This is a genomic window from Micromonospora tulbaghiae (genome assembly GCF_900091605.1).
Classification (GTDB): domain Bacteria; phylum Actinomycetota; class Actinomycetes; order Mycobacteriales; family Micromonosporaceae; genus Micromonospora; species Micromonospora tulbaghiae.
On the sequence record NZ_FMCQ01000003.1, the window covers coordinates 544,928 to 570,238 of the forward strand.

At 73.1% G+C, this 25,311-nt stretch carries 22 protein-coding genes; 13 read left to right on the forward strand and 9 right to left on the reverse strand.

Annotated elements, in window-relative coordinates; all coding sequences use genetic code 11:
* Window positions 1-27 precede the first annotated feature (27 nt).
* The 4 genes from GA0070562_RS11500 to GA0070562_RS11515 all read right to left on the reverse strand — a co-directional run bounded on the left by GA0070562_RS11500 (window position 28) and on the right by GA0070562_RS11515 (window position 4,208).
* Window positions 28-1,095 carry an NADH:flavin oxidoreductase/NADH oxidase gene (locus GA0070562_RS11500; RefSeq protein WP_091419671.1) on the reverse strand — a complete coding sequence of 356 codons (1,068 nt, stop codon included), beginning with the start codon at window positions 1,093-1,095 and terminating at the stop codon, window positions 28-30.
* Between the two features lie 68 nt (window positions 1,096-1,163).
* The gene (locus GA0070562_RS11505; protein ID WP_175438723.1) at window positions 1,164-2,444 is read right to left on the reverse strand and encodes a dicarboxylate/amino acid:cation symporter; all 1,281 of its coding nucleotides are present in this window, start codon (window positions 2,442-2,444) and stop codon (window positions 1,164-1,166) included.
* A gap of 137 nt (window positions 2,445-2,581) precedes the next feature.
* The gene (locus GA0070562_RS11510) at window positions 2,582-3,250 is read right to left on the reverse strand and encodes a DUF998 domain-containing protein (RefSeq protein WP_091419679.1); all 669 of its coding nucleotides are present in this window, start codon (window positions 3,248-3,250) and stop codon (window positions 2,582-2,584) included.
* Entirely contained in the window at window positions 3,243-4,208 is a 966-nt protein-coding gene (locus GA0070562_RS11515) for a glutathione S-transferase family protein (RefSeq protein ID WP_091419683.1), read from the reverse strand. Before GA0070562_RS11515 ends, GA0070562_RS11510 begins: the two co-directional genes overlap by 8 nt.
* A 98-nt stretch (window positions 4,209-4,306) precedes the next feature.
* Here GA0070562_RS11515 and pcaF point away from each other — a divergent pair, with 98 nt between their 5' ends.
* The 6 genes from pcaF to GA0070562_RS11545 all read left to right on the forward strand — a co-directional run bounded on the left by pcaF (window position 4,307) and on the right by GA0070562_RS11545 (window position 11,409).
* Complete coding sequence (gene pcaF / locus GA0070562_RS11520) at window positions 4,307-5,512, forward strand: 3-oxoadipyl-CoA thiolase (RefSeq protein ID WP_091419685.1); 1,206 nt, start codon at window positions 4,307-4,309, stop codon at window positions 5,510-5,512.
* A 116-nt stretch (window positions 5,513-5,628) separates the two neighbouring features.
* Complete coding sequence (locus GA0070562_RS11525) at window positions 5,629-6,447, forward strand: SAM-dependent methyltransferase (protein ID WP_091419688.1); 819 nt, start codon at window positions 5,629-5,631, stop codon at window positions 6,445-6,447.
* A 4-nt stretch (window positions 6,448-6,451) separates the two neighbouring features.
* The gene (locus GA0070562_RS11530) at window positions 6,452-8,602 is read left to right on the forward strand and encodes a putative bifunctional diguanylate cyclase/phosphodiesterase (RefSeq protein WP_091419690.1); all 2,151 of its coding nucleotides are present in this window, start codon (window positions 6,452-6,454) and stop codon (window positions 8,600-8,602) included.
* 62 nt (window positions 8,603-8,664) lie between these two features.
* Window positions 8,665-9,165: a DUF456 domain-containing protein gene (locus GA0070562_RS11535; RefSeq protein WP_091419692.1), complete on the forward strand. Its 501-nt coding sequence runs from the start codon at window positions 8,665-8,667 to the stop codon at window positions 9,163-9,165.
* 262 nt (window positions 9,166-9,427) lie between these two features.
* On the forward strand, window positions 9,428-11,002 hold the full coding sequence (locus GA0070562_RS11540; RefSeq protein ID WP_091419694.1) for an amino acid permease: 1,575 nt from the start codon (window positions 9,428-9,430) through the stop codon (window positions 11,000-11,002).
* Window positions 11,003-11,031: 29 nt separating this feature from the next.
* Complete coding sequence (locus GA0070562_RS11545) at window positions 11,032-11,409, forward strand: nuclear transport factor 2 family protein (protein ID WP_091419696.1); 378 nt, start codon at window positions 11,032-11,034, stop codon at window positions 11,407-11,409.
* Between the two features lie 29 nt (window positions 11,410-11,438).
* Here GA0070562_RS11545 and GA0070562_RS11550 read toward each other — a convergent pair whose 3' ends face one another.
* On the reverse strand, window positions 11,439-12,617 hold the full coding sequence (locus tag GA0070562_RS11550; protein WP_091419699.1) for a PQQ-dependent sugar dehydrogenase: 1,179 nt from the start codon (window positions 12,615-12,617) through the stop codon (window positions 11,439-11,441).
* 86 nt (window positions 12,618-12,703) lie between these two features.
* Here GA0070562_RS11550 and GA0070562_RS11555 point away from each other — a divergent pair, with 86 nt between their 5' ends.
* From GA0070562_RS11555 to GA0070562_RS11575, 5 genes are all read left to right on the forward strand, one after another.
* Complete coding sequence (locus tag GA0070562_RS11555; RefSeq protein ID WP_091419701.1) at window positions 12,704-14,068, forward strand: glutamine synthetase family protein; 1,365 nt, start codon at window positions 12,704-12,706, stop codon at window positions 14,066-14,068.
* Between the two features lie 128 nt (window positions 14,069-14,196).
* Window positions 14,197-15,552 (forward strand): aldehyde dehydrogenase family protein, encoded by a 1,356-nt coding sequence (locus GA0070562_RS11560; protein WP_091419704.1) that lies wholly within the window; start codon window positions 14,197-14,199, stop codon window positions 15,550-15,552.
* Window positions 15,553-15,557: 5 nt separating this feature from the next.
* Window positions 15,558-16,325 (forward strand): 3-oxoacyl-ACP reductase, encoded by a 768-nt coding sequence (locus tag GA0070562_RS11565; RefSeq protein ID WP_091420230.1) that lies wholly within the window; start codon window positions 15,558-15,560, stop codon window positions 16,323-16,325.
* Entirely contained in the window at window positions 16,322-17,044 is a 723-nt protein-coding gene (locus tag GA0070562_RS11570) for a gamma-glutamyl-gamma-aminobutyrate hydrolase family protein (RefSeq protein ID WP_091419706.1), read from the forward strand. The genes GA0070562_RS11565 and GA0070562_RS11570 overlap by 4 nt, the downstream gene beginning before the upstream one ends.
* A gap of 204 nt (window positions 17,045-17,248) precedes the next feature.
* Window positions 17,249-20,911 (forward strand): SpoIIE family protein phosphatase, encoded by a 3,663-nt coding sequence (locus GA0070562_RS11575; RefSeq protein ID WP_091419708.1) that lies wholly within the window; start codon window positions 17,249-17,251, stop codon window positions 20,909-20,911.
* Between the two features lie 25 nt (window positions 20,912-20,936).
* Here GA0070562_RS11575 and GA0070562_RS11580 read toward each other — a convergent pair whose 3' ends face one another.
* Both GA0070562_RS11580 and GA0070562_RS11585 read right to left on the reverse strand, forming a co-directional pair.
* Window positions 20,937-21,560, reverse strand: coding sequence for a DUF4352 domain-containing protein (locus tag GA0070562_RS11580; protein ID WP_091419711.1), 624 nt, complete (start codon window positions 21,558-21,560; stop codon window positions 20,937-20,939).
* Window positions 21,561-21,930: 370 nt separating this feature from the next.
* Window positions 21,931-22,245 (reverse strand): STAS domain-containing protein, encoded by a 315-nt coding sequence (locus GA0070562_RS11585; RefSeq protein ID WP_225853427.1) that lies wholly within the window; start codon window positions 22,243-22,245, stop codon window positions 21,931-21,933.
* A 94-nt stretch (window positions 22,246-22,339) separates the two neighbouring features.
* Here GA0070562_RS11585 and map point away from each other — a divergent pair, with 94 nt between their 5' ends.
* A complete protein-coding gene (gene map, locus GA0070562_RS11590) occupies window positions 22,340-23,197 on the forward strand; it encodes a type I methionyl aminopeptidase (RefSeq protein WP_091419716.1) in 858 nt (285 codons plus the stop codon).
* The gene (locus GA0070562_RS11595; protein ID WP_091419719.1) at window positions 23,194-23,910 is read left to right on the forward strand and encodes a VIT1/CCC1 transporter family protein; all 717 of its coding nucleotides are present in this window, start codon (window positions 23,194-23,196) and stop codon (window positions 23,908-23,910) included. The genes map and GA0070562_RS11595 overlap by 4 nt, the downstream gene beginning before the upstream one ends.
* 52 nt (window positions 23,911-23,962) lie before the next feature.
* Here the strand turns inward: GA0070562_RS11595 and GA0070562_RS11600 are convergent, their stop codons facing one another.
* Both GA0070562_RS11600 and GA0070562_RS11605 read right to left on the reverse strand, forming a co-directional pair.
* Window positions 23,963-24,691 (reverse strand): hypothetical protein, encoded by a 729-nt coding sequence (locus tag GA0070562_RS11600; protein WP_091419721.1) that lies wholly within the window; start codon window positions 24,689-24,691, stop codon window positions 23,963-23,965.
* Between the two features lie 109 nt (window positions 24,692-24,800).
* Window positions 24,801-25,268, reverse strand: coding sequence for a nitroreductase family deazaflavin-dependent oxidoreductase (locus GA0070562_RS11605; RefSeq protein ID WP_091419723.1), 468 nt, complete (start codon window positions 25,266-25,268; stop codon window positions 24,801-24,803).
* Between the last annotated feature and the right edge of the window lie 43 nt (window positions 25,269-25,311).

The following is a 25,311-nucleotide window of genomic DNA, read 5'->3' on the forward strand; positions in this document are numbered from 1 at the left end:
CCCGCCCACCGGGCGGGGCGGGGCCGGTCAGACGGCTCGGGTGTACTGGTCGGGCCAGGTCGGGGTGGCTCCCAGCTTGGCGGCGGCGCGGCGCGGCCAGTACGGGTCGCGCAGCAGCTCCCGGCCCAGCAACACCAGGTCCGCCTCGCCGCCGGCCACGATCTGCTCGGCCTGCTCGGGCTCGACGATCAGGCCCACCGCACCGGTCGGCACCCCGGCGTCGCGGCGGATCCGGGCGGCGAGCGGCACCTGGTAGCCGGGTCCGACCGGGACGGACGCCTGGGCCGCCGCGCCTCCGGAGGAGGTGTCGACCAGGTCCACCCCGGCGGCGGCCAGTTCCCCGGCGAGCACCACGCTGTCCTCGACGGTCCAGCCGCCGTCGGTCCAGTCGGTGGCGGAGATCCGGGTCAGCACCGGCACGGACTCGCCGACGGCGGCGCGTACCGCGCGGGCCACCTCCAGCGTGAGCCGCATCCGGGCGGCCCGGTCCCCGCCGTAGCCGTCGGTGCGGCGGTTGGTCAGCGGGGACAGGAACTCGTGCAGCAGGTAGCCGTGCGCGGCGTGGATCTCCACGGCGGCGAACCCGGCGTCCAGCGCCCGCCCGGCGGCGGTGGCGAAGGCGTCCACCACGGCCGCGATGCCCGCCTCGTCGAGCGCGGTGGGGGTGCGGTACTCCGGCACGAACGGCTGGTCGCCCGGGCCCACGGGGGTCCAGCCGCCCTCGGCGTCCGGCACGCCGCCACGCGCCGGCGCCCACGGCCGGTACGTGGACGCCTTGAACCCGGCGTGCGCGAGCTGCACGGCCGGCACCGCGCCCTGACCGGCGACGAACGCGGTGATCGGCCGCCACGCGTCGACGTGCGCGTCGGACCAGAGGCCGGTGTCCTGCGGGCTGATCCGGCCCTCGGGCACCACTGCGGTCGCCTCGGTGATCACGAGCCCGGCCCCGCCGACCGCGCGGGAACCCAGGTGGACGCGGTGCCAGTCGGTGGGCAGGCCGTCGGGTCCGGCGCTGTACTGGCACATGGGCGCCAGCGCGATCCGGTTGGGCAGGGTGACGCCGCGCAGGGCGAGCGGGGTGAACAGGGCGCTCATTCTCGGATCCTCCGGTCAGGGCAACGGGTGCGCCTCCTTGTGGGAGACGCACCCGTTGCGAGTGTGGATCAGGCGGGTACGGGGTCGAGCCGCTCGGGCTCGACCGGCTCGATCAGGTCGCGCTTGCCGGCCGAGTCGTACGCGGCCCGGTCGAGCGTGCCCTCCCGGGCGGCCACGATGGTCGGCACGACGGCCTGCCCGGCCACGTTGGTGGCGGTACGGATCATGTCAAGGATCGGGTCGATGGCCAGCAGCAGACCGGCCCCGGCCAGCGGCAGGCCCAGCGTGCTCAGGGTCAGCGTGAGCATGACGATCGCGCCGGTCAGGCCGGCGGTCGCGGCCGAGCCGACCACCGAGACGAACGCGATGAGCAGGTAGTCGGTGACGCCCAGGTTCACGCCGAACACCTGCGCCACGAAGATCGCGGCGAGCGCCGGGTAGATGGCGGCGCAGCCGTCCATCTTCGTGGTGGCGCCGAACGGCACCGCGAAGGAGGCGTACTCGCGGGGGACGCCGAGGCGCTCGACCGAGCGCTGGGTCACCGGCATGGTGCCCACCGAGGAGCGGGAGACGAAGGCCAGCTCGATGGCGGGCCAGGCGCCGGCGAAGAAGCGCAGCGGGTTGAGCTTGCCGGCCACCGCGAGCAGCACCGGGTAGACCACGAACAGCACCAGGGCGCAGCCGACGTAGACGGCTGTGGTGAACTTCGCGAGCGGGGCGAGCAGGTCCCAGCCGTACGAGGCGACGGCGTTGCCGATCAGGCCGAGCGTGCCGATCGGGGCGAGCCGGATGACCCACCAGAGCGCCTTCTGCACGATCGACAGCAGCGAGCGGTTGAGCGCCACGAACGGCTCGGCGGCGTCGCCGACCAGCAGCGCGGCGGCGCCCACCACCAGGGCGAGGAAGACGATCTGGAGGACGTTGCCCTCGACGAACGCGCCGACCGGGTTGGTCGGGACGATGCCGGTGAGGAAGTCGATCCAGGAGCCGGTGGTCTTCGGCGCGGTGGCGCCGGCCGGGTCCAGGTTGACGCCCCGGCCGGGGTCGGTGATCAGGCCGATGCCGATGCCGATGCTCACCGCGATCAGCGCGGTGGCGCCGAACCAGAGCAGCGTCTTGACGGCGAGCCGGGCGGCGTTGGCGACGCCGCGCAGGCTGACCACGCTGACCACGATGGCGGTGAAGACCAGCGGCGGCACTGCGAGCTTGAGCAGCTGGACGAAGAGGCTGCCGACGGTGTCGAGCGTGCTGGTCAGCCAGGCGAGGTCGGCGGCGCGGGCGAGGAAACCGAGCGCCACGCCGAGCACGAGGCCGAGCAGGATCTGGACGGAGAAGGGGATTCTGCGCAGGGCGGAGGTCATGAGGACGAATCCAAGGTCTGGGGAGGGAAGGCGGGCGTCGGGGGCGTGGAGCTACGCCGGACAGACGCCGCTGGCCTGCCGTCGGAGATCGACGTACAGGCGCTCGGTGAGGCACCAAACATTGGTCATCGTCGCGATACTTTACTCTCCTCCCGCCCCGGAACGGAAGGACCGTCGCCGGTGAGGCTCCTTACAGCCAGGTAGCCGGAGGTGGTCAGTCCCCAGACGGCGACCACGACCAGCAGCACCCGTTCCGACATCCCGAGCAGCGTGCTGCGCCCGACCAGCAGCAGCGCCAGCGCGACCACGGCGGCCACCGGCAGCGCCAGCGCCGCGCCGATCGCGGCGATCCGCCGCAGCCCTCGATCCGCAGCCGGGGAGAACAGCAGCACGAGCATCGCGAGCACCACCGCGGCAGTCGCCGCGATGCTGGCCCCGCCGTGCACCAGGTCGGCCACCGTGGTCGCCTCGAACGGCGGCAGCGGGCAGCCCTCGCTGCACGTCACCGCGCCGGAGACCACGGTGGCGACCGCGCCGGCGCCGAGCAGCCCGGCCGCCGCGCGCGACCCCGGTGGCAGCGCCCCGGCGAGCAGCAGCAGCGACGCGGCCATCGAGAAGATCCCCACCCGGTACGCCCCGGCGTACCCGCTGTCGGCGATGCCCGCTTCGCTCACGTACGCGATGGGGCCCGGACCGGGACCGGCGATCACCGCGACAGTCACCGCGGCCGCGCCGGCGGCCAGGCAGACGGCGGCGAACGCGGCGGCGATCCGGCGGGCTGTGCCCTCAGCCACGTCCGTGTGGGGTGGTCCAGCCGGACAGGTCCGGGCCCAGCGGCACGATCCGGGTCGGGTTGATCATGTCGTGGGTGGCGTAGTAGTGCCGCTTGATGTGGTCGAAGTCCACCGTCTCGCCGAAGCCCGGCGTCTGGAACAGGTCCCGCGCGTACGCCCAGAGCACCGGCATCTCGGTGAGCTTGCGCTGGTTGCACTTGAAGTGCCCGTGGTACGCCACGTCGAAGCGCACCAGCGTGGTGAACAGGCGCACGTCCGCCTCGGTGATGGTGTCGCCCATCAGGTAGCGCCGCCCGGCCAGCCGCTCGCTCAGCGCGTCGAGGCGGGCGAACAGCGCGGTGAACGCCTCGTCGTACGCCTCCTGGGAGGTGGCGAAGCCGCACCGGTAGACGCCGTTGTTGACGTCCCGGTGGATCTCCGCCATCAGCGCGTCCATCTCCGGGCGCAGCTCGACCGGGTACAGATCCGGCGCGTCCGGCGCGTGGAACCGCCGCCACTCGGTCGAGAAGTCGAGCGTGAGCTGCGGGTAGTCGTTGGTGACCACCCGTCCGGTAAGCGTGTCCACGAGCGCCGGCACCGTGACCCGGCCGGTGTAGTCCGGGTCGGTGGACAGGTACGCCTCGGAGAGGAAGCCGATGCCGAGCACCGGGTCGAAGCCGTCCGGGTCGAGCGCGAACCGCCAGCCCCGCTCGTCCCGGATCGGGTCGACGGTGCCCAGCGAGATCACCTCGTCCAGCCCGAGCAGGCCGCGCACGATCCGGGCCCTGTGCGCCCACGGGCAGGCCCGGCACCAGATCAGCCGGTACCGGCCCGCCTCCAGCGGCCAGCGTCCCTGCTCGTCCGGTCCGCCGCCCTCCGGTGAGGTGGAGTGCGGGGTGACCCGCCCGGTGAACCGGTTGGGCTGGCGGACGAACGCGCCGCCGCCGCTGTTCTCTGCGCTGAACTGAGCCCCGGACATGCGGCAAACCTATCCGCTCCGGTCACGGATATCCTGGCGCCGGGTACCCCCGCGACCCGCCGACCGCTCCCTTCCCACCCCCGAAGGACGTACGCGCGATGACAGTGGCCTATCTCGTTGCCGGAGTCCGCACCCCGATCGGCCGGTACGCCGGCGCGCTGGCCGGGGTCCGCCCCGACGACCTGGCCGCGCACGTCGTCCGCGAGCTGGTGGCCCGCCACCCCTCGGTCGACTGGGCCCGCACCGACGACGTGATCCTGGGCTGCGCCAACCAGGCCGGCGAGGACAACCGCAACGTGGCCCGGATGGCCGCGCTGCTCGGCGGCCTCCCGGAGGAGGTGCCGGGCAGCACCGTCAACCGGCTCTGCGGCTCCGGCCTGGACGCGCTCGCCTCCGCCGCCCGCGCGATCGTCGCCGGGGATGCCGACCTGGTGGTGGCCGGCGGCGTGGAGAGCATGAGCCGCGCGCCGTTCGTCATGCCGAAGGCGGCCACGCCGTTCGCCCGCACCGCCGAGGTGTACGACACCACGATCGGCTGGCGGCTGGTCAATCCGCTGATGCGCAAGGGCTGGGGCATCGACTCGATGCCGGAGACGGCGGAGAACGTGGCAGCCGAGTTCGGCGTGGACCGGGCCGCGCAGGACGCCTTCGCGTACCGGTCGCAGCAGCGGGCCGCCAAGGCGCAGGCCGACGGCCGGCTGGCCGAGGAGATCGTCCCGGTGACGGTGCCCGCCGGCAAGCGGGAGACGAAGCTGGTCGAGGCCGACGAGCACCCGCGCGAGACGACGCTTGCGAAGCTCGCCGCGCTGCCCACCCCGTTCCGCGAGGGCGGCACTGTCACCGCCGGGAACTCCTCCGGCGTCAACGACGGCGCCGTCGCGCTGCTGGTCGCCTCCGCGGCCGCCGTCGAACGCTACGGCCTCACCCCGCTGGCCCGGGTACGCGGTGCCGCGTCCGCCGGCGTACCGCCGCGGATCATGGGCATCGGCCCGGTCCCGGCGACCCGGAAGCTGCTCGACCGGACGGGCCTGTCGCTCGCCGACGTGGACGTGATCGAGCTGAACGAGGCGTTCGCCGCGCAGTCGGTGGCGGTGCTGCGCGAGCTGGGCCTGCCGGAGGACGCCGAGCACGTCAACCCGGGCGGCGGGGCGATCGCGCTGGGGCACCCGCTCGGCGCCAGCGGCGCCCGGCTGGCGTTGACCGCCGCGCTGGAACTGCGCCGCCGGGGCGGCCGGCGGGCGCTCGCCACCATGTGCATCGGCGTCGGGCAGGGCATCTCGCTGCTGCTGGAATCGGCCGACTGACCCGGGCCGGCAGCATCGCCCGCTGTGGATCTCCCGTACCCGGCCGTACCGGCCTAGAGTGGTCTGGACCACATGATCCGCCATCGACGGCGGACGACGACCTGGGGGACCGAGCGATGCAGACGCCGGAGAGCCTGCCCACCGAGATCGACCTGAGCCGGCCGAGCGCCGCCCGGGTCTACGACTACTTCCTCGGTGGGGCGCACAACTTCGAGATCGACCGGCAGCTCGCCGAACAGATCGCGGCCATGACGCCGAACCTGGCCGCCACCATGCGCTCCGGGCGGGAGTTCCTGCGCCGGGCCGTACGGGTGCTGCTCGACGCGGGCATCGACCAGTTCCTCGACATCGGCTCCGGCATCCCCACCGTCGGCAACGTGCACGAGGTCGCCCAGGCCGCCAACCCGGACGCCCGCATCGTTTACGTCGACATCGACCCGGTGGCCGTGGCACACAGCCACGAACTGCTCGCCGGCAACGACCGGGCCACCGCGGTCCTGGCCGACCTGCGCGAGCCGAAGCTGATCCTGGACCACGCCGCCGCCAGCGGCCTGATCGACTTCGACCGGCCGCTGGGCATCCTGCTCGCCGGCGTGGTGCACTTCGTGCCCGACGCCGACCGCCCGGCCGACATCCTGGCCACCCTGCGCGCCGCCGCCGCGCCCGGCAGCTACCTGGTCATCTCCCACTCCACGTTCGAGGACCAGCCACAGGAGATGCTGGACGCGCAGCGGTTGTCGGCGCGTACCGCCACCGAGATCACGCTGCGCTCGCGGGCCGAGATCACCGGCTTCTTCGGCGACTGGACGATCCTCGAACCGGGCGTGGTGCACATGCCGCTGTGGCGGCCCGACTCCCCGTCGGACGTGGACGAGCACCCGGAACGGTTCGGGGCGTTCGGCGGCGTCGCCCGGCACGACCGCGCAGCCGGCTGAGCCCATGCGTGCCCCGGACAGCGACGGGGGAGACGTCAGCCGGCCCGGCGCCGCCGCGTACGCCGCCGAGTGGGCTCGCGCCGTGCGCCGCATCGGGTTCGTGCCGCTGAGCGCGGCCGAGACCGAGCGCCTGCTGGTGCCGCTCACCGAGCGGCTCGGCGAGGCCCTGCTCGCCCCCACCTTTTCCGCCCGCCCCGCGGAGGAGGTGGGGCGTGCCCTGGTCGAGGCGCACCTCACCGAGCCCGGCGTGCTCGACTGGTCGGTGCAGGCGCTCGGCGATCGGTTCCTGCCCTGGGTGCTGCCGTCGCGGACGGAGTCGCCGGAGCTGCGCGAGCGGGTCGCGCTGCTCCAGGGCGCGATCGCCGCCGGGTTCGCCCGCGCACTGCGCGACCGGGTCTTCAGCCAGCAGGAGCGGATCGCCCGGTCCGCGTGGCAGGCCCGGGACACCGTCGAGCAGGCGCTGCGGGACAGCGAGGCGCGTTTCCGGGCGGTCTTCACCGGCGCCGCCATCGGCATCGGCATCGCCGGGGTGGACGGGCAGATCATCGAGGTCAACCAGTCCTTCGCGGACATGCTCGGCTACACCGTCGCGGAGATGCGCCGGATGAACGTGTCGGCGTTGGCCTATGCCGACGACGCGGCCGGGATGTGGGAGCTGTACCAGGAGCTGATCGAGGGCAAGCGGGACAGCGCCCGGGTGGAGAAGCGCTACTACCGCAAGGACGGCAGCGTGGTCTGGACCGACCTCGCGGTCTCGCTGATCCGGCACGACGACGGCCGGCCCCGGTTCACCGTCGCGATGGTGGAGGACATCACCCAGCGGTACGAGTTGCAGCAGCGGCTGCGCTTCCAGGCGCTGCACGACCCGCTGACCGGCCTGCCCAACCGGACGCTGTTCTTCGAGACGCTCGGCGACGTCTTCGACGGCGCCGGCCCGGACCAGCGCGTCGGGCTCTGCTTCATCGACTTGGACGGCTTCAAGGCGGTCAACGACAGCCTCGGCCACGACCTGGGCGACCGGCTGCTCAAGGTGATCGCCCGCCGGCTCAGCGACTGCGTGGCCGGGCGCGGCCACCTGGTGGCCCGGATGGGCGGTGACGAGTTCGTCATCCTGGTCGACTCCGACGGCGGCATCGACGACGCGGTGGAGGTCGCCGAGCTGGCCCTGGCCGCGGTGTCCGCGCCGGTGCACGTCGGTGACCAGCAGCTCGCCGTGTCGGCGAGCATCGGCATCGTGGAGTGCCCGGCGGCGGAGACGAGCGTCGGTGACCTGATGAAAGCCGCCGACACCACGCTCTACTGGGCCAAGGCGGAGGGCCGGGGCCGCTGGGCGGTGTACGACCCGGAGCGCAGCGCCGCCGACATCGCCCGTTCCGCGCTGGCCGCGAACCTGCCCGCCGCGCTGGACCGGGGCGAGTTCGTGCTGCACTACCAGCCGATCGTGTCGCTGCTGGACGGCACGATGGTGGCGGTCGAGGCGCTGGTGCGCTGGCAGCACCCGGAGCTGGGGCTGATCGGCCCGGACCGGTTCATCGGGCTGGCCGAGGAGACCGGCCTGATCGTCCGGCTCGGCGCCTGGGTGCTGCGTCAGGCGTGCCGCGACGCCGAGTCGTGGCGGCGCGCGTACCCGGACACCACGCCTGTGGTCAGCGTCAACCTGGCCGCCCGGCAGGCCGACGACCCAGCCATCGTGGAGACGGTGGCCGAGGCGTTGCAGCACACCGGCCTGCCGGCCGAGCTGTTGCAGCTGGAGCTGACCGAGAGCGCCGTCATGGGCAGCGCCGGTGAGCCGCTGCGGACGCTGCACCAGCTCGCCGACCTCGGGCTGCGGCTGGCCATCGACGACTTCGGCACCGGCTACTCGAACCTCGCGTACCTGCGCAGGCTGCCGATCCACTGCGTGAAGCTGGCCGGCCCGTTCGTGGAGGGGATACGGGGTGACGGCGGGGACGCGGTCGCCGACCACCGGGATGAGCGGATCGTGGACGCGCTGGTGCGGCTGGCGCACGCGCTGGAGCTGTCGGTGACGGCCGAGGCGGTGGAGACCGAGGTGCAGGCCGAACGGCTGCGGGCGCTGCGGTGCGACACCGGGCAGGGCCGGCTGTTCGGCGCCCCGATGCCCGCCGACGGCATCCGCGCCCGCCTCGGCGGGTAAGGAAGGCGCACACCGGGCGGGCGGGTCCCCGCCGGGCCGGTGCGGAGGAGACGAGGAGCACGGTGAGCCTTACCGATTCGCAGGCGGTGGTGTCGGTGGTCGCCGCGCTGGCGATCGTCGCCGGCCTGGCCGGGGTGATCGTGCCGGGGCTGCCGGCGCTGCCGCTGTGCTGGGGCGGAGTGCTGGTGTGGACGCTGTTCGGCGACGCCGGGCCGGGCCGCTGGGCGGTGCTGGCCGCCGCCACGGTGATCGCCGCCGGCGGCACCGTGCTCAAGTACCTGTGGCCGGGGCGCAACCTGAAGCGGACCGGCGTGCCCACGACCTCGCTGCTGGCGGGCGGGCTGCTCGGCGTGATCGGCTTCTTCGTGATCCCGGTGGTCGGGCTGCCGATCGGCTTCGTCGGCGGCATCTTCGGCGCGGAGCGGCTGCGGCTCGGCGACACCCGGCTGGCCTGGCCGGCGACGGTGCAGGCGCTCAAGGCGGCCGGGCTGTCGATGGTGCTGGAGTTCACCGCCGGCCTGATGATCGCCGCGCTGTGGGTCGCGGGGTTGCTGTTCGTCTAGAGGTGCGGCGGCGCGGGGCGTCCGGAGGGTACGGCCGATCGCCGTACATCAGTGAGAGAGAGGTGGACGCCGCGCGCCGCCGCGGACCGGGCGTTGCCGAGCGCCCGGTGCCGGCCCGTCGGGTCGGGCCTGGTCACGCCCACAATGATGCCCCGGGTGGGATCCGGCGACAACGCAATTACCGGCACACGTATTGACCACCTTGATCGGCCGGGAGCACACTGCGAGCACTCGCACGAGCATCGCCTCGAGGAGGTGTGCAGTGGCCACGACGCCCGCGCCGACCGCCGAGCAGCCGATGGACGACGACGCCCGACGACTCGCTGAACTCGGCTACAAACAGGAGCTGCGCCGCAAGTGGAGCGGCTTCTCCAACTTCGCGATCTCGTTCTCCATCATCTCGATCCTGGCCGGCTGCTTCACCACGTTCGGCCAGGCGTGGAACAACGGCGGCCCGGTGGCGATCTCCTGGGGCTGGCCGCTGATCTCGCTGTTCATCCTGATCATCGGCTTCTGCCTGGCCGAGCTGGTGTCGGCGTACCCGACGGCGGGCGGGATCTACTGGTGGGCGGCGACCATGGGCCGGCCGGTGCACGGCTGGTTCACCGGCTGGCTCAACCTGATCGGGCTGGTCGCGGTGACCGCGTCGGTCGACTACGGCTGCGCCACGTTCCTCAACCTGACGCTGTCGGCGCTGTTCGACGGCTGGGCCGGCACCGGGCACCAGACGTTCGGACTGTTCGTGGTGATCCTCGCGCTGCACGGGCTGATCAACATCTACGGGCACCGCATCATCGACGTACTCCAGAACGTCTCGGTCTGGTGGCACGTGGCCGGCGCGGCCGCCGTGGTGCTGATCCTGGTCCTGGTCCCGGACAACCACCAGAGCTTCCAGTTCGTGTTCACCGAACGGTTCAACAACTCCGGCTTCGGTGACGGCGACACCGGCGGGCTGGCGTTCTGGTTCTACGTGCTGCCGCTGGGCTTCCTGCTCACGCAGTACACGATCACCGGCTTCGACGCCTGCGCGCACGTCTCCGAGGAGACCCGGGGTGCCTCCAAGGCCGCCGCACAGGGTCTGTGGCGGTCGATCTTCTACTCGGCGGTGGGCGGCTGGATCCTGCTGCTCGCGTTCCTGTTCGCGGCCACCGACGTGGACGCGATCAACGAGGCGGGTGGCTTCTCCGGGGCGATCTTCGAGAGCGCGCTGACGCCGTTCTTCTTCAAGGCCGTCATCATCATCTCCACCATCGGGCAGTTCTTCTGCGGCATGAGCTGCGTGACCTCGATGTCGCGGATGGCGTACGCGTTCAGCCGGGACCGGGCGGTGCCCGGCTGGCGGCTGTGGTCGAAGGTCAACCGCAACGGCACGCCCGTCAACGCCATCATCGGAGCGACGCTGGCCGGGCTGGTGCTCACGCTGCCCGCGCTCTACCAGCGCGGCGGCATCCCGGTCGCGTTCTACGCGGTGGTGTCGGTCGCGGTGATCGGGTTGTACCTGTCCTTCATCATCCCGATCTTCCTGCGGCTGCGGATGGGCGACCGGTTCACCCCGGGCCCGTGGACGCTCGGCCGGCGCTACAAGCTGCTCGGCTGGATCGCGGTGGTCGAGATCGCCGTCATCTCGGTCTACTTCGTGCTGCCGATCGTCCCTGCGGGTGTGCCCGGCAACCCCGACTTCAGCTGGACGGCTGTGAACTACGCGCCGATAGCGATCGGTGGCGTGCTGCTCGGCGTCGGCATCTGGTGGTACGCCTCGGCCCGCAAGTGGTTCACCGGCCCGCGCCGCACCGTCGACCAGGCCGAGCCCGAACCCGAGCCCGCCGAGCCGTCGTAGCTGTCGGTGGGTCCTGCCATGATCCGGCGATGGACTCGGAAGCGGTGGTACGCGCGTTGTGGGATCGCATGCAGGCCCGGGACTGGACCGGCGTCGGCGAGGTGCTGGCCGACGACGTGGTGGTGGAGTGGCCGGTCAGCGCCGAGCGGATCGTGGGCCGCGGCAACTACGTGAAGGTCAACGCCGAGTACCCGGAGGGCTGGTCGATCCGGGTGCTGCGGGTGGTGGCGGCGGGCGACACGGTGGTGTCCGAGGTGGAGGTGCCGCACGAGGAGATGGGCGTGCACCGCGTGGCCTCGTTCTGGACGGTGCGCGACGGGCGGATCGTCGAGGGCCGGGAGTACTGGACGAGCCTCGGAGCGGACCCGTCCCCGCAGTGGCGATCCGCCTGGGTCCAGCCGATCTGACGCTGCCGGCTGTCCGCGTACCTCCGGGGTCAGATCGTGGGGCGGCGGTGGGTGAGCGGGAAGCGGAGGATGCGGTCGTCGCCGGCCGCCGGGGTGCCGCGGCCGTCGCGGTTGCTGGTCGCCACCCAAAGCGCGCCGTCCGGCGCCACCTCGACGGTACGCAGGCGGCCGTAGGTGCCGGCCAGCTCCGCCACCGGTACGCCCACGCGGCCGGCGGGGTCGACGGGCACCGCCCAGAGCCGGGCGCCCCGCAGCGCGGCGACGTAGAGCATGCCCCTGGTGAACGCGGCGCCGCTCGGGGACGCCTGCGCGGGCGGCCAGACGACGACCGGGTCGCGGAACCGGGGGTCACCGGCGACGCCCTCGACGAGCGGCCAGCCGTAGTTGCCGCCGGGCACGATCCGGTTCACCTCGTCCCAGGTGCTCTGCCCGAACTCGGTGGCGAACAGCCGCCCCTGCCGGTCCCAGGCGAGGCCCTGCACGTTGCGATGGCCGTAGCTGTAGACGAGCGAGCCGGGGAACGGGTTGCCCGGCGGCACGCCGCCGTCCGGGCGGATGCGCAGGATCTTGCCGTTGCGGCTGGTCAGGTCCTGTGCGCGGGTGGCCATCCCGGCGTCGCCGATCCCGGCGTACAGCATGCCGTCGGGGCCGAACGCGATCCGGCCACCGTCGTGCACGGCGCTGCGGGCGATGCCGCTCACCAGCACCTGCGGCGCCCGGGACGAGCCGAGGCGGAACCGGACGATCCGGATGTCGGTCGCGGTGGTGTAGGCGGCGTAGACCCACCTGTCGCGGCGGTACCCGGGGGAGACCGCGAGCCCGAGCAGGCCCGCCTCGCCGCCCGCGGCCACGTCGGCGATCCGGGCCACCTGCCGGGCCGGGCGTCCCGGGCGTACGCGCAGGATCGTCCCCCGGTCCCGCTGCGCGACCAGGGCGCTGCCGTCGGGCAGGAAGTCCAGCCCCCACGGCGCCTCCAGCCCGGTCGCGACGACGCGGGGGCGGGTCAGGTCGTAGCCGGACCAGCCGGCACGCCCGTCGAAGCCGCGCAGGTCGAGCGCGACCGGGCGCTGCTGCGCGCCCGCGGGGACCGGCCGGTCCGGGCCGTCCGCGGGTCGCTCGCCGGTGGGCCGGTCGCCCGCGTGGGCGTCGGTCACGGCGAGCACGATCGCGAGGACGGCGGCGACGACCGCGACGGTACGACGACGCATGTGTGCTCCTCGGTTTCGCCACCGGCCCCGCCGGGGCATTGACGGTGATCCGGTTTGCCAGTAGACCTTGGTGATGGAGGCCCCTGATGAAGCAAACGCCGCTCTCGCTGGAACAGTTGCGGGTCGCCGTCACCGAGGGTGAGATCGACACGGTGGTGCTCGCCCTCACCGACATGCAGGGCCGACTGCAGGGCAAGCGGTTCCACGCGCCCTACTTCCTCGACCAGGTCGTCGCGAACGGCAGCGAGGGCTGCAACTACCTGCTCGCCGTGGACGTCGACATGAACACCGTCGACGGGTACGCGATGTCGAGCTGGGAACGCGGCTACGGCGACTTCGCCATGCGCCCCGACCTGGACACGCTGCGCCGGACGCCCTGGCAGCCCGGGTCCGCGCTGCTGCTGGCCGACCTGGAGTGGCTGGACGGCTCCGGCCCGGTGGTCGCCTCGCCCCGGCAGATCCTGCGCAAGCAGCTCGACCGGCTGGCCGCGCACGGGCTGACCGCGTACGCCGGCACCGAGCTGGAGTTCGTGCTCTACCGCGACTCGTACGAGGAGGCGTGGCGGCGCGGCTACCGCGACCTGACCCCGGCCAACCAGTACAACGTGGACTACTCGCTGCTCGGCACCGCCCGGGTCGAGCCGCTGCTGCGCCGCATCCGCACCGAGATGGCCGGCGCCGGGCTCACCCCGGAGAGCGCGAAGGGCGAGTGCAACCTCGGCCAGCACGAGATCGCGTTCCGGTACGACGAGGCGGTGCGCTGCGCCGACCACCACGTCATCTACAAGAACGGCGCGAAGGAGATCGCCGCCCAGGAGGGCATGTCGATCACGTTCATGGCCAAGCCGAACGAGCGGGAGGGCAACTCCTGCCACATCCACTTCTCGCTGCGCGACGCCTCCGGCTCGTCGGCGATGCTGGGGGACGGGCCGGCGCACCTGAGCGTCACCGGGCAGCGGGTGCTGGCCGGGCTGCTCGCCACCATGCGCGAGTTCAGCCTGTTCTTCGCGCCGAACATCAACTCCTACAAGCGCTACCAGCCCGGCTCGTTCGCGCCGACCGCGCTGCGCTGGGGCACCGACAACCGCACCTGCGCGTTGCGGCTGGTCGGGCACGGGCAGGGGATGCGGGTGGAGAACCGGGTGCCGGGTGCGGACGTCAACCCGTACCTGGCGATCGCCGCGCTGGTGGCCGGGGCGGTGCACGGCATCGAGAACGAGCTGGAGCTGGCGGACGAGTGCACCGGCAACGCGTACGACGACCCGGACGCCGAGCGGGTGCCCACCACGCTGCGCGACGCGCTCGACCTGTGGCAGCGTTCCGAGGTGGCCCGGGAGGCGTTCGGCGACGAGGTGGCCGCCCACTACGCCAACCAGGCGAAGGTCGAGCTGACCGCCTTCGACGCCGCGGTGACGGACTGGGAGCTGACCCGTGGCTTCGAACGCCTCTGACCCCGCCGGCCCGTCCTCGCGCCCCGCTGTCGACGCCGATCTTGCACTTGCGGCCCTCGACGCGGGCGTTATGCGGCTTTCGCCGGGGCACCAACTGCAAGATCGCCGAAGCGAGCGGAGGGGGACGCGTGGGTGAGGTGATCTCGCCTGTCGACGGGGCCGGGATCGGGGTCGTTCCGGGGTGCTCGGTGGGGGACGTGGATGCGGCTGTCGCGCGGGCGGGTGCCGCGTTCGAGTCGTGGCGTCGGGTGGCGCCGGGGGACCGGGCGCGGCTGCTGCGGCGGTTCGCCGCCCAGGTCGACGCGCACCTGGAGGAGCTGGCGCGGCTGGAGGTGCGCAACGCCGGGCACACCATCGGCAACGCGCGCTGGGAGGCGGGCAACGTCCGCGACGTGCTCGACTACTACGCGGGCGCCCCGGAACGGCTGACCGGGCACCAGATCCCGGTGCCCGGCGGGCTCGACGTCACGTTCCACGAACCGCTGGGCGTGGTCGGCGTGATCGTGCCGTGGAACTTCCCGATGCCGATCGCCGGCTGGGGATTCGCCCCGGCGCTCGCCGCCGGCAACACGGTGGTGCTCAAGCCCGCCGAGCTGACCCCGCTGACCGCGCTGCGCCTGGCCGAACTGGCCCGCGACGCCGGCCTGCCCGACGGCGTGTTCACCGTGCTGCCCGGCCGGGGCAGCGTGGTCGGCGAACGGTTCGTCACCCACCCGGCGGTCCGCAAGATCTGCTTCACCGGCTCGACCGAGATCGGCACCCGGATCATGGCCGGCTGCGCCACCCAGGTGAAGCGGGTGACGCTGGAGCTGGGCGGCAAGTCGGCGAACATCGTCTTCGCCGACGCGGACCTGGAGAAGGCGGCGGCCACCGCGCCGTACGCGGTCTTCGACAACGCCGGCCAGGACTGCTGCGCCCGCTCCCGGATCCTCGTCCAGCGCCAGGTGTACGACAGGTTCCTGGAACTGCTCGAACCGGCCGTACGGGCGCTGCGGGTGGAGGACCCGGCGCGGGAGACCGCCGAGATGGGCCCGCTGATCTCCGCCGCGCACCGGGACCGGGTCGCCGGCTACGTCGACGGCGCGGACGTGGCCTTCACCGGCTCGTGTCCCGACGGCCCCGGCTTCTGGTACGCCCCGACGGTGCTGCTCGCCGGCTCCCCGGCGGACCGGCACTGGCGGGAGGAGGTCTTCGGCCCTGTCGTCTCGGTGCTGCCGTTCGACGACGAGGCGGACGCGATCCGGCTCGCCAACGACACCGAGTACGGGCTCTCCGGCTCGATCTGGACCCGGGACGTCGGGCGCGCGGTGCGGGTGGCCCGCGCCGTCGAGTCCGGCAACCTCAGCGTCAACTCGCACTCCTCGGTGCGCTACTGGACCCCGTTCGGCGGGATGAAACGGTCCGGCCTGGGCCGGGAGCTGGGTCCGGACGCGCTGCACGCCTTCACCGACGTCAAGAACGTGTTCATCGGCACCGAGGAGTGATCACAGTGCAGGGACGGCTTTCCGAGCGGGTGGCAGTGGTGACCGGCGCGGGCAGCGGCATCGGGCTGGCCACCGTACGGCGCTTCGCCGCCGAGGGCGCGCGGGTGGTCTGCGTGGACATCGACGCCGACGCCGGCACCCGGGCGGCGCAGGAGGTGGGTGGTGAGTTCGTGGCCGCCGACGTGGCCGACGAGACGGCCGTCCGCGACCTGTTCGACGGGGTGGTCGAGCGGCACGGACGGGTGGACGTGTCGTTCCACAACGCCGGGATCTCGCCGCCGGACGACGACTCCATCCTGGAGACCGGCCTGGACGCCTGGGAGCGGGTGCTGCGGGTCAACACCACGAGCGTCTACCTGTGCTGCAAGTACGTCATCCCGCACATGCGCCGGCAGGGCAAGGGCTCGATCATCAACACCGCGTCGTTCGTGGCGCTGATGGGCGCGGCCACCTCGCAGATCGCGTACACGGCGAGCAAGGGCGGGGTGCTGGCGATGACCCGGGAGCTGGGCGTCCAGTTCGCCCGCGAGGGCATCCGGGTCAACGCGCTGTGCCCCGGGCCGGTCGCCACGCCGCTGCTGCTGGAGCTGTTCGCCAAGGACCCGGAGCGGGCCGCCCGGCGGCTGGTGCACGTGCCGATGGGCCGGTTCGGCGACCCTGCCGAGATCGCCGCCGCGGTGGCGTTCCTCGCCAGCGACGACGCCTCGTTCATGACCGCCGCGCAGTTCGTCGTCGACGGCGGCATCACCGGCGCGTACGTCACTCCCCTATGAGCGTTCGGAGAAGGCCGGTCATCGGCATCACCGCGTACGTCGAGCCGGCCGGCTGGGCCGTGTGGCGGGACGTGCCGGCGACGCTCGTGCCGCACGCGTACGTCCGGGCGGTCACCGCGGCGGGCGGCCGGGCCGTCGTGCTGCCCCCTGACGACGCCGACGCCGACGTGCTGGGGCTGCTGGACGGGCTGCTGCTGGCCGGTGGCGCGGACGTCGGCCCGGAGCGGTACGGCGAGCCGCCGGACCCGCGTACCGAGAGCCGGCCGGACCGCGACGCCGGCGAAGTGACGCTGCTGACCGCCGCGCTCGCCGCCGACCTGCCGGTCCTGGGCGTGTGCCGGGGGATGCAGCTGCTCGCGGTGGCGTACGGCGGCGTGCTGCACCAGCACCTGCCGGACGTGGTCGGGCACGGCGGGCACCGTCCCGCGCCGGGCGTGTACGGGTCGCACCCGGTGCGCTTCGCCGCCGACAGCCGGGCCGGGCGGGTGATGGCCGGGGTGGACCGGGTCAACTCGTACCACCATCAGGCGGTGGCCGACCCCGGCGGCCTGGCGGTCACCGGCTGGGCCGACGACGGCGTGGTCGAGGCGGTGGAGGACCCGGCGCGGCGCTTCGTGCTCGGTGTGCAGTGGCACCCGGAGAACGAGGCCGACCCGCTGCCGGTGGCCGCGCTGGTCCGGGCCGCGACGTCGGCCAGATCACACACCGGCGTTTCGTAGGTCAGGAAAGCCGAATCGGCGGTCCGGTCGACCGGCGAGGAGCGCCCGACTCGCCCCGGCACGCCGGTTACGCCAGGATGTGGCGGAGGTAAGCAGCGTCTACCAGGGCGAGTGCGTTACGTTGCTCGTCCGTCGGGGTAGTAGGCGGGGACGGTCGGCGTAGCAGCGCCGACCGTCGTGATCATGGCCGGAGCGGGAGGCTGCATGGGCTCGGCCCAGCGGGGCGGGGACGACGGTCGGACGTTCCCGGCGGCCGGCGAGGCGTCACTTTCGCCGCTGCTGGCCGCGGCGTTCGCCGCCGGTGGCGAGATGGGCGAACGGCTGCGCGGTTTCGACTGGTCGACCACCGCCCTCGGCAGCCCGGACCGCTGGCCCGCCGCGCTCTCCCACGCGGTGAGCACCATGCTGTCGTCCCGCGCCCAGATCGTCGTCTTCTGGGGCGATGAGCACCTCGCCTTCTACAACGACGCCTACCGGCCGACCATCGGCGACAAGCACCCGGCCGTGATCGGCCAGTCGGCGCGCCGGTACTGGGCGGAGACCTGGGACGTGCTCGGACCGCTGCTGGACGGCGTACGCCGCACCGGCGTGGCCTACCGGGGCGAGAACCACCCCTTCGTGCTGAACCGGCACGGCTTCCTGGAGGACGTCTACTTCGACATCTCGTACGACCCGGTCCGCAGTGCCGACGGCACCGTCGGCGGCGTGTTCTGCTTCGTCAACGAGACCACCGGACGGGTGCTCGGCGAGCGCCGGCTGCGTGCCCTCGCCGAGCTGGGCAACGAGCTGGGCGACGTGCCGGGCCTGCTCGAACTGGGCCGGGCCGTCACCCGGGTGCTCGACGCCCATCGCGCCGACGTGCCGTTCAGCGCGCTGTGGTTTCCCGGCGAGCACGGGACGCTCGTGCCGGGCGGCTGTTCGGGCGTGGACCCGGCCACCGTCACCGGCCCGCCGCCCGGCCTTCCCGAGGGCGAGCCGCTCACCGAGGCACGCTGGATCGCCACCGCCGACCTGCCTGGCGCGGTGCCGCCGGACGCCGCCGATCAGGCGCTCCTGCTGCCGCTGACCGCCACCAACGAGCCGGCCGGCGTGCTGCTGCTCGGCGTGTCCCGACGGCTGCCGTTCACCGACGACTACCGCGACTTCGTCGACCTGGTCGCCGCGCAGGTCTCCCGGGCGGTGGGCAAGCAGCGGGCGCACGAGCAGGAACGCGCGCGAGCCGCCGAGCTGGCCGCGCTGGACCGTGCCAAGACCAGCTTCTTCGCCAACGTCAGCCACGAGTTCCGTACCCCGCTGACGCTGGTGCTGGGGCCGCTGGAGGAGATGCTCGCGGACCGGGAGCTGCCCGAGCGGTACCTCGACCGGCTCACCGTCATGCACCGCAACGGGCTGCGCCTGCTCAAGCTGGTCAACACGGTGCTCGACTTCTCCCGGCTGGAGTCCGGCCGGCTGGCCGCGCGCTACCAGCCCACCGACCTGTCCGACTACACCTCCCGGCTGGCCAGCACGTTCCGCTCGGCCACCGAGCGGGCCGGGCTGCGCCTGGTGGTGGACTGTCCGCCGCTGCCCGCGCCGGTCTACGTCGACCGGGACATGTGGGAGAAGATCGTCCTCAACCTGGTGTCGAACGCGGTCAAGTTCACCTTCGACGGCGAGATCCGGGTCCGGACGCGCGCCGCCGACGGGGCCGCCGTCCTGGAGGTGACCGACACCGGCGTCGGCGTCGCGCCGGAGGAGCTGCCGCAGGTCTTCGAGCGGTTCCACCGGGTGGCCGGCGCCCGCTCGCGTACCCACGAGGGCACCGGCATCGGGCTCGCCCTGGTCCGCGAGCTGGTCGAGATGCACGGCGGCACGGTGAGCGCGCACAGCGTCGTCGACCGGGGCACGACGTTCACGGTGACCATGCCCTTCGGGTACGCACACCTGCCCGCCGACCGGGTGGCCGCGCTCTCCCCGGTTCCGCTGAGCGAATCGGAGCAGGCCCGCCTGTACGTGGCCGAGACGGCGCTCTGGACCGACGAGGTCGCCCGGCCCACCGGACTGCCGGAGGCGTCCGGCTCACCGGGCGGGTCCGGCCGGATCCTGTTCGCCGACGACAACCCCGACCTGCGCGAGCACGTCGTCCGGCTGCTCTCCCCGGCGTACGAGGTGGTGGCCGTGCCGGACGGCGTGGAGGCGCTGCGGCTGGCCGTCGAGACCCCGTTCGACCTGGTGCTGACCGACGTGATGATGCCCCGGCTGGACGGCTTCGGGCTGGTCGCCGCGCTGCGGGCCGAGCCGGCCACCCGGCACGTGCCGATCGTGCTGCTCTCCGCGCGGGCCGGCGCCGCCGAGGAGGTCGCCGGTCTCTCCACCGGCGCCGACGACTACCTGACCAAGCCCTTCTCCAGCCAGGAGCTGGTCGCCCGGGTCCGGGCCAACGTCGAACTGGGCCAGTTGCGCGGGCAGATCATCCGCCGGCTACGGGCACTCGCCGACGCCGTCGTGGAGATCAACAGCGCCCGTTCCACCGCCGAGGTGGTCCGGGTGGCCGCCCGGCACGCGCTGCGCCTGGCCGAGGCCGGACGGGTCCGGGTCACCGCCACCGGGGCCCGCCACGAGGAGGACGCCGGCGGTGACCTGCCCACCGAGCCGACTCTGGTGCTGCCGCTCACCGGCACCTCCGGCGGGCAGCTCGGCGAGCTGCGCGTGTGGCGCCGGGAGGGTGGCGGCACCGAGGAGGCGGCGCTCACCGAACTGGCCCGGTTGATCGGCGTACGGCTGGAGAACGCCCAGCTCTACGAGGCCGAGCACCACATCGCCACCACGCTCCAGCACAGCCTGCTGCCGCGTACGCTGCCGCAGTTGCCCGGCGCGCTGGTGGCCAGCCGTTATCTGCCCGGCAGCGCCGACGTGGAGGTCGGCGGCGACTGGTACGACGTGATGGCCACCGCCGACGACGACGTGGTGCTGGTCATCGGTGACGTGGTGGGCAAGGGCGTGCGGGCCGCCGCGGCGATGGGCCAGCTCCGCAACGCGTTGCGGGCGTACGTCCTGGAGGGCTACGACCCGGGCGAGGCGCTGACCCGGCTCAACCGGCTGGTCCACTCCGCCGGCAGCGGCTCCTTCGCCACTGTGGTCTGTCTCGGCTTCTCCCCGCGCACCGGCCGGATCCGGTACGCCAGCGCGGGCCATCCCTCACCGCTGCTGATCCGAGGTGACGACGTGGCGTTCCTGCACGATCGGGCCCTCGGACCGCCGATCGGGGCCATTCCCGGCGCCGTCTACCCGGCCGCCGAGGGAGAACTCGCCCCGGGCAGCCGGCTCCTGCTCTACACGGACGGCCTGATCGAGGACCGGTCCGCGGGCATCGACGCCGGGCTGAGCCAGTTGCGGGCGGACGCGACGGGGCGCGCCGGGCACGTGGCGGACCTGGTCGACGCCGTCATGGCACGGGTCGCCGAGCGGTCCCGGCACGACGACGTGGCGGTGCTCGCGCTGGAGGCGACCGAGTTGAACCGGTTCGCGCTGCGCCTGCCCGCCGACCCGACCCGGCTCAGCGTGCTCCGCAAGCGGCTGGAGGACTTCCTCGTCGCCCACCAGGTCGGCGAGACCGACCTGTTCGACCTGACGGTGGCGGTCTCCGAGGCGGCGGCGAACGCGATCGAGCACCCGGTCGACCCGGTGGACCCGACGATCGAGGTCGAGGTGACGATCGCCGATCGTACGGTCACCGCGACCATCCGGGACAGCGGGCGCTGGCGGGAGTCGAGCGGGTCGAGTTTCCGGGGACGCGGGCTGACGCTGATCCAGGCGCTCGCGGAGATGACCGTGAGCCGTACCGCGAACGGCACCGAGATGACGCTGCGCCGCCGGCTGGCCGACTGACACCGGCGCGGCGGCGCAGCGGCACCTAGAGGGTGACTTCCGCGTCCTCCGCGAGGGTGAAGAGCCCGGCGTCGAACACCAGCTTCACGAGCTTCGTTCCCTTCGGTACGTCGAAGTAGACGTTCGCCTTCACTGCGTTCCCCGGGTTGATCTCGTCGAGGAAACCCTCGCCGCTCTCGTTGCCGTAGATCGCGGCCTCGCCGTCGGCCTCGTACTCCCGGCCGGTCGCGTCGAGGGCGCTGACGGTGCCGTCGGCGTGGAACAGCTTCGCCTTCTTGGTGACGTTCTTCGCGGTCAGGACGACCCGGCAGAAGCTTCCCTGGGCCTTCTTGTTCAGGAAGTCGCTGCCGACCTTGGCGATGCCGCACTTGATGCTGTGTGCGGTGAACTCGAAGTCGCCGCCGCGTACCTTGTCGCCGATCCGGTAGGCCTTCGGCGCGTCGGCGGGCTTCTCGCTCTTGACCGGCGGCGGCGCGGCGGCCGAGGTGGGAGCGGAGGTCGGGGCCAGCCCGGCGCCGTCAGCGGCGGGGGCGACGGGAGCGCCGTTGCCGGCCGCGCCGGGGCTCTTCTCGTCGCCGGTCAGGGCGAGCAGGGCCGGTCCACCGCAGCAGAACACCACCACGACGGCGACACCGATGAGTACCGGCATGAGCCACTTCTTCTTCGGCGGCGGTCCGAAGCCGGGCTGACCGGGCGGTGGCGGATACACCCCGGGGGGACCGGGCGGCGGGGGATAGGAGCCCGGAGGACCGGGCGGTGGCGGGTACGAGCCAGGGTTATGCGGTGCGGTCATGGTGATGCGCTCCCAGATGATGTGCCCCCGCGCCCCGCGGAGGCGATCACCGACGCTGCCACACAGCCCTCGGCCCGCAAAGATCGTTTACTGTCCGGTGCCCGACCGCGTTCACCCGAACAGTTCGCGCCCGTGACCTCGACGGCCGTGAGAATCCACCGCGGTCGTTACCGGAATGGCCGGACCGGGCGAGTACGCCTCCGGAATCCGGACAGGTTCCGCGCCGTCAGGGCCGGGCGAGCCAGTCCTGTTCGCCGAGGCCGGAGATGTCCAGCACGCGCCGGACCTGCGGGGACGGCAGCACGGTGAGCGCGTCCGGGAACCGCTGGGCGAGCCGGACCACCGCGTGGATGGCGGCCGAGTCGAAGAAGGTGACCGCCCGCAGGTCGAGCGTGAGCCGCTTGGCGGGCTCGCGGAGCGCGGTCTGGAACATGGTGTCGGCGGTCGCCATGTCGACCTCGCCGGTCACCTGGACGCGCAGTTGGTCGCCGTCGACCTGGGCGGTCACGGAGAAGACGGGCGCCGCGCCCCCTTGATCCACGGAGCAACAATGGCACAGCGTTTGCGGCACGGCAACAACCTGCCCGGCGGGCCTGTGGCGGGGGGCACACCGCCCCCGGCGATAGGCTTGGAACATGACCGTCCGTGCGCCGCTGACCCCCGGCACGCTCTCCCCGTGGCGAGCGGTCCCCGCCCACATCCCGCGCCCGGAGTACGTGGGTAAGAAGCGCCCGCAGGAGTGGCGCGGCTCGCACGTGCAGACGCCGGAGACCATCGAGAAGATGCGCGTGGCGGGGCGTCTCGCCGCCCAGGCCACCCAGCTCGCCGGTGAACACTGCAAGCCCGGGGTGACCACCGACGAGATCGACAAGGTGGTGCACGAGTTCCTCTGCGACCACGGCGCCTACCCGTCGACGCTCGGCTACCGGGGCTTCCCCAAGTCGTGCTGCACCAGCCTCAACGAGGTGATCTGCCACGGCATCCCCGACACCACCGTGCTCCAGGACGGCGACATCATCAACGTCGACGTCACCGCGTACCTGAACGGCGTGCACGGCGACACCGACGCCACGTTCTGCGTGGGCGAGGTGAGCGAGGAGGCCCGCCTGCTGGTCGAGCGGACCCACGCGGCGATGATGCGGGGTATCAAGGCCATCGCGCCGGGGCGGCAGATCAACGTCATCGGCCGGGTGATCGAGTCGTACGCGAAGCGCTTCGGCTACGGCGTGGTCCGCGACTTCACCGGGCACGGCATCGGCGAGGCGTTCCACAGTGGCCTCTACGTGCCGCACTACGACAGCCCGCGCCCCACCGACGTGATGGAGCCCGGGATGACGTTCACCGTCGAGCCGATGATCACGCTCGGCACCTACCAGTACGACATGTGGGACGACGGCTGGACCGTGGTGACCAAGGACCGCAGGTGGACGGCCCAGTTCGAGCACACCGTCGTCGTGACCGAGGACGGCTACGAGATCCTGACGCTGCCGTGACCGACACCCCGGCGGCGCTGCGCGAGGCGCACCACGCGGACGTCTCCGGCGGCTGGCTGCGGCCGGCGGTCTTCGGCGCCATGGACGGGCTGGTCACCAACATCGCCCTGATCGCCGGTGTGGGCGGCGGTGGGGTGTCCCCGCGCAGCGTGGTGCTGACCGGCACGGCCGGCCTGGTGGCCGGTGCCATCTCGATGGGCCTCGGCGAGTACACGAGCGTCCGGTCGGCGAACGAGCAGGTCGCCGCGGAGGTGGCCAAGGAACGGCGCGAGCTGGAACGCCACCCGGAGGCGGAGGCACGGGAACTGGCCGACGCCTGGGTCGCCCGTGGACTGCCCCGGGACCTGGCGACGCAGGTCGCCGAGGCGGTACGCGCCAACCCGGAGGAGGCGCTGCGGGTGCACGTACGGGAGGAGCTGGGCGTCGACCCCGACGACCAGCCCAGCCCGTGGGCGGCCGCGATCTCGTCGTTCGTCTGCTTCTCCATCGGCGCCCTTGTGCCGCTGCTGCCGTACCTGCTCGGCTTCACCAGCCTCTGGCTGGCGCTCGCCGTCGGCGGCGTGGGGCTCTTCGTGGCCGGCGCGATCGTGGCCCGGTTCACCTACCGGCCCTGGTGGACCAGCGGCCTGCGGCAGCTGCTGCTCGGCGCGCTGGCGGCCGGCGCCACCTACCTGATCGGCGCGCTGATCGGCGTCGGCGGCGGCATCGGCTGACGGTAAACCGTCCGCGACCGCCAGCCGTCGGCCGCCAGCCGTCCGCAGGTCGTCAGCCGGACAGCAGGTCGTCGATGGTGCCGTCGACCGGGCGGCCCCGGGCCGCCAGTTCCTCGGCCTGGCGGGTCAGCGCCGCGCCCACCTCTGTCATGTCCGCCCCGGCCAGCCCGGTACGGCGCACCGCGTCCCCCGGGTCGCGGAAGTAGGTGCGGCTGAACAACCCCTGCACTGTTGCGGCGGACAGCCGCGCCTCGCCGAGCATGAGCAGCGCCTGGTCCGTCTCGTACCACTCGGCCAGCCGCAACGCCCGCGCGTGCGCCGCGCTGCCCCGGTACCACGCCTGCCGCGCCGCGCCGCTGAACTCGGCCGGCCGGGCGCGTGCCAGGCGCGCCAGGTGCTCGTCGCGCAGCTTCCGCAGCCAGCCGGTCGGATCGTGCAGGGCACGGGTGGTGACGTAGCGGTCCGCGGTCAGCGGCCAGCGGGACGTGATCGTCGTCGCCCGGCGCAGGTAGTCGTCCGCCCCGGCCACCGTGAGGTCGACGAGCACCCCGTCCACCCGCCGGGTGGCGGCCGGCGGCCCGGCGCCCGGCCGGTAGGTGACGACCAGCAGGCCGACCTCGCGGTCCCCGCCGCCGTCGTCGTCGCCGTGCGCGAGCGGACCGTGTACGGCGACCGCCAGCACGTCGGCCGGGAACCGCCGCAGGACGGCGTCACCGACCCGCTCGGCCACCTGCCACCGTGGATCGTCCAGACGCCGCTCGGCGTTCACGCCGACAGCCACGGTGCACCTCCGTCCGACAGGTCGCCTGCGGCAACCCTAGCCAGATCGGGGCGGGTGGCCCCGGCGGCGCGGATGTCGGATTGTGCACGGCTGTGGCCGGCGAGGACGCTCAGGCGTTCTGGACCAGGCGGAACACGCGGATCTCGCGGCCACCGGCGCGCTCGACGTACGTGCGGTACGCGGGCCACTCCTGCACCAGCCGCTGGAACAGCCGTTCCCGTTCCTCGCCGGTGACCTGCTCGGCGGTGACCGGGATCCGGCGGCCCCTGACGTCCACCTCGGCGCCCGGGTGGGCCATCAGGTTGAACGTCCAGGACGGCTGGTGCTGCTGCCCCCAGTTCGAGCCGATCACCACGTAGGCGTCGCCGTCGGGGACGTACACCAGGGGGTTGCTGCGGGGCTTGCCGGAGCGGCGGCCGGTGGAGGTGAGCACCAGCGTGGGCACGAGCCCGAAGGCGACCACGCGCCCCTTCGTCATCCGGCCGACCAGGCGGTCGGCGGGGACGAGCAGGCGCATGGTGGCGCCGAACCAACGCTGGTGACCGAGGCGGCGGGTGAGGGTTCCCAGGGCTGACATCCGACAAGTGTGCCGCCCGCGCCGTGCCCCGTCATCCCTCGGA

Coding starts and splice junctions, on each gene's coding strand:
- GA0070562_RS11605 (WP_091419723.1), bottom strand. CDS start 25,268: ATGTCAGCCCTGGGAACCCTCACCCGCCGCCTCGGTCACCAGCGTTGG.
- GA0070562_RS11545 (WP_091419696.1), top strand. CDS start 11,032: ATGGACTCGGAAGCGGTGGTACGCGCGTTGTGGGATCGCATGCAGGCC.
- map (WP_091419716.1), top strand. CDS start 22,340: ATGACCGTCCGTGCGCCGCTGACCCCCGGCACGCTCTCCCCGTGGCGA.
- GA0070562_RS11555 (WP_091419701.1), top strand. CDS start 12,704: ATGAAGCAAACGCCGCTCTCGCTGGAACAGTTGCGGGTCGCCGTCACC.
- GA0070562_RS11575 (WP_091419708.1), top strand. CDS start 17,249: ATGGGCTCGGCCCAGCGGGGCGGGGACGACGGTCGGACGTTCCCGGCG.
- GA0070562_RS11525 (WP_091419688.1), top strand. CDS start 5,629: ATGCAGACGCCGGAGAGCCTGCCCACCGAGATCGACCTGAGCCGGCCG.
- GA0070562_RS11515 (WP_091419683.1), bottom strand. CDS start 4,208: ATGTCCGGGGCTCAGTTCAGCGCAGAGAACAGCGGCGGCGGCGCGTTC.
- GA0070562_RS11580 (WP_091419711.1), bottom strand. CDS start 21,560: ATGCCGGTACTCATCGGTGTCGCCGTCGTGGTGGTGTTCTGCTGCGGT.
- GA0070562_RS11570 (WP_091419706.1), top strand. CDS start 16,322: ATGAGCGTTCGGAGAAGGCCGGTCATCGGCATCACCGCGTACGTCGAG.
- GA0070562_RS11550 (WP_091419699.1), bottom strand. CDS start 12,617: ATGCGTCGTCGTACCGTCGCGGTCGTCGCCGCCGTCCTCGCGATCGTG.
- GA0070562_RS11500 (WP_091419671.1), bottom strand. CDS start 1,095: ATGAGCGCCCTGTTCACCCCGCTCGCCCTGCGCGGCGTCACCCTGCCC.
- GA0070562_RS11530 (WP_091419690.1), top strand. CDS start 6,452: ATGCGTGCCCCGGACAGCGACGGGGGAGACGTCAGCCGGCCCGGCGCC.
- pcaF (WP_091419685.1), top strand. CDS start 4,307: ATGACAGTGGCCTATCTCGTTGCCGGAGTCCGCACCCCGATCGGCCGG.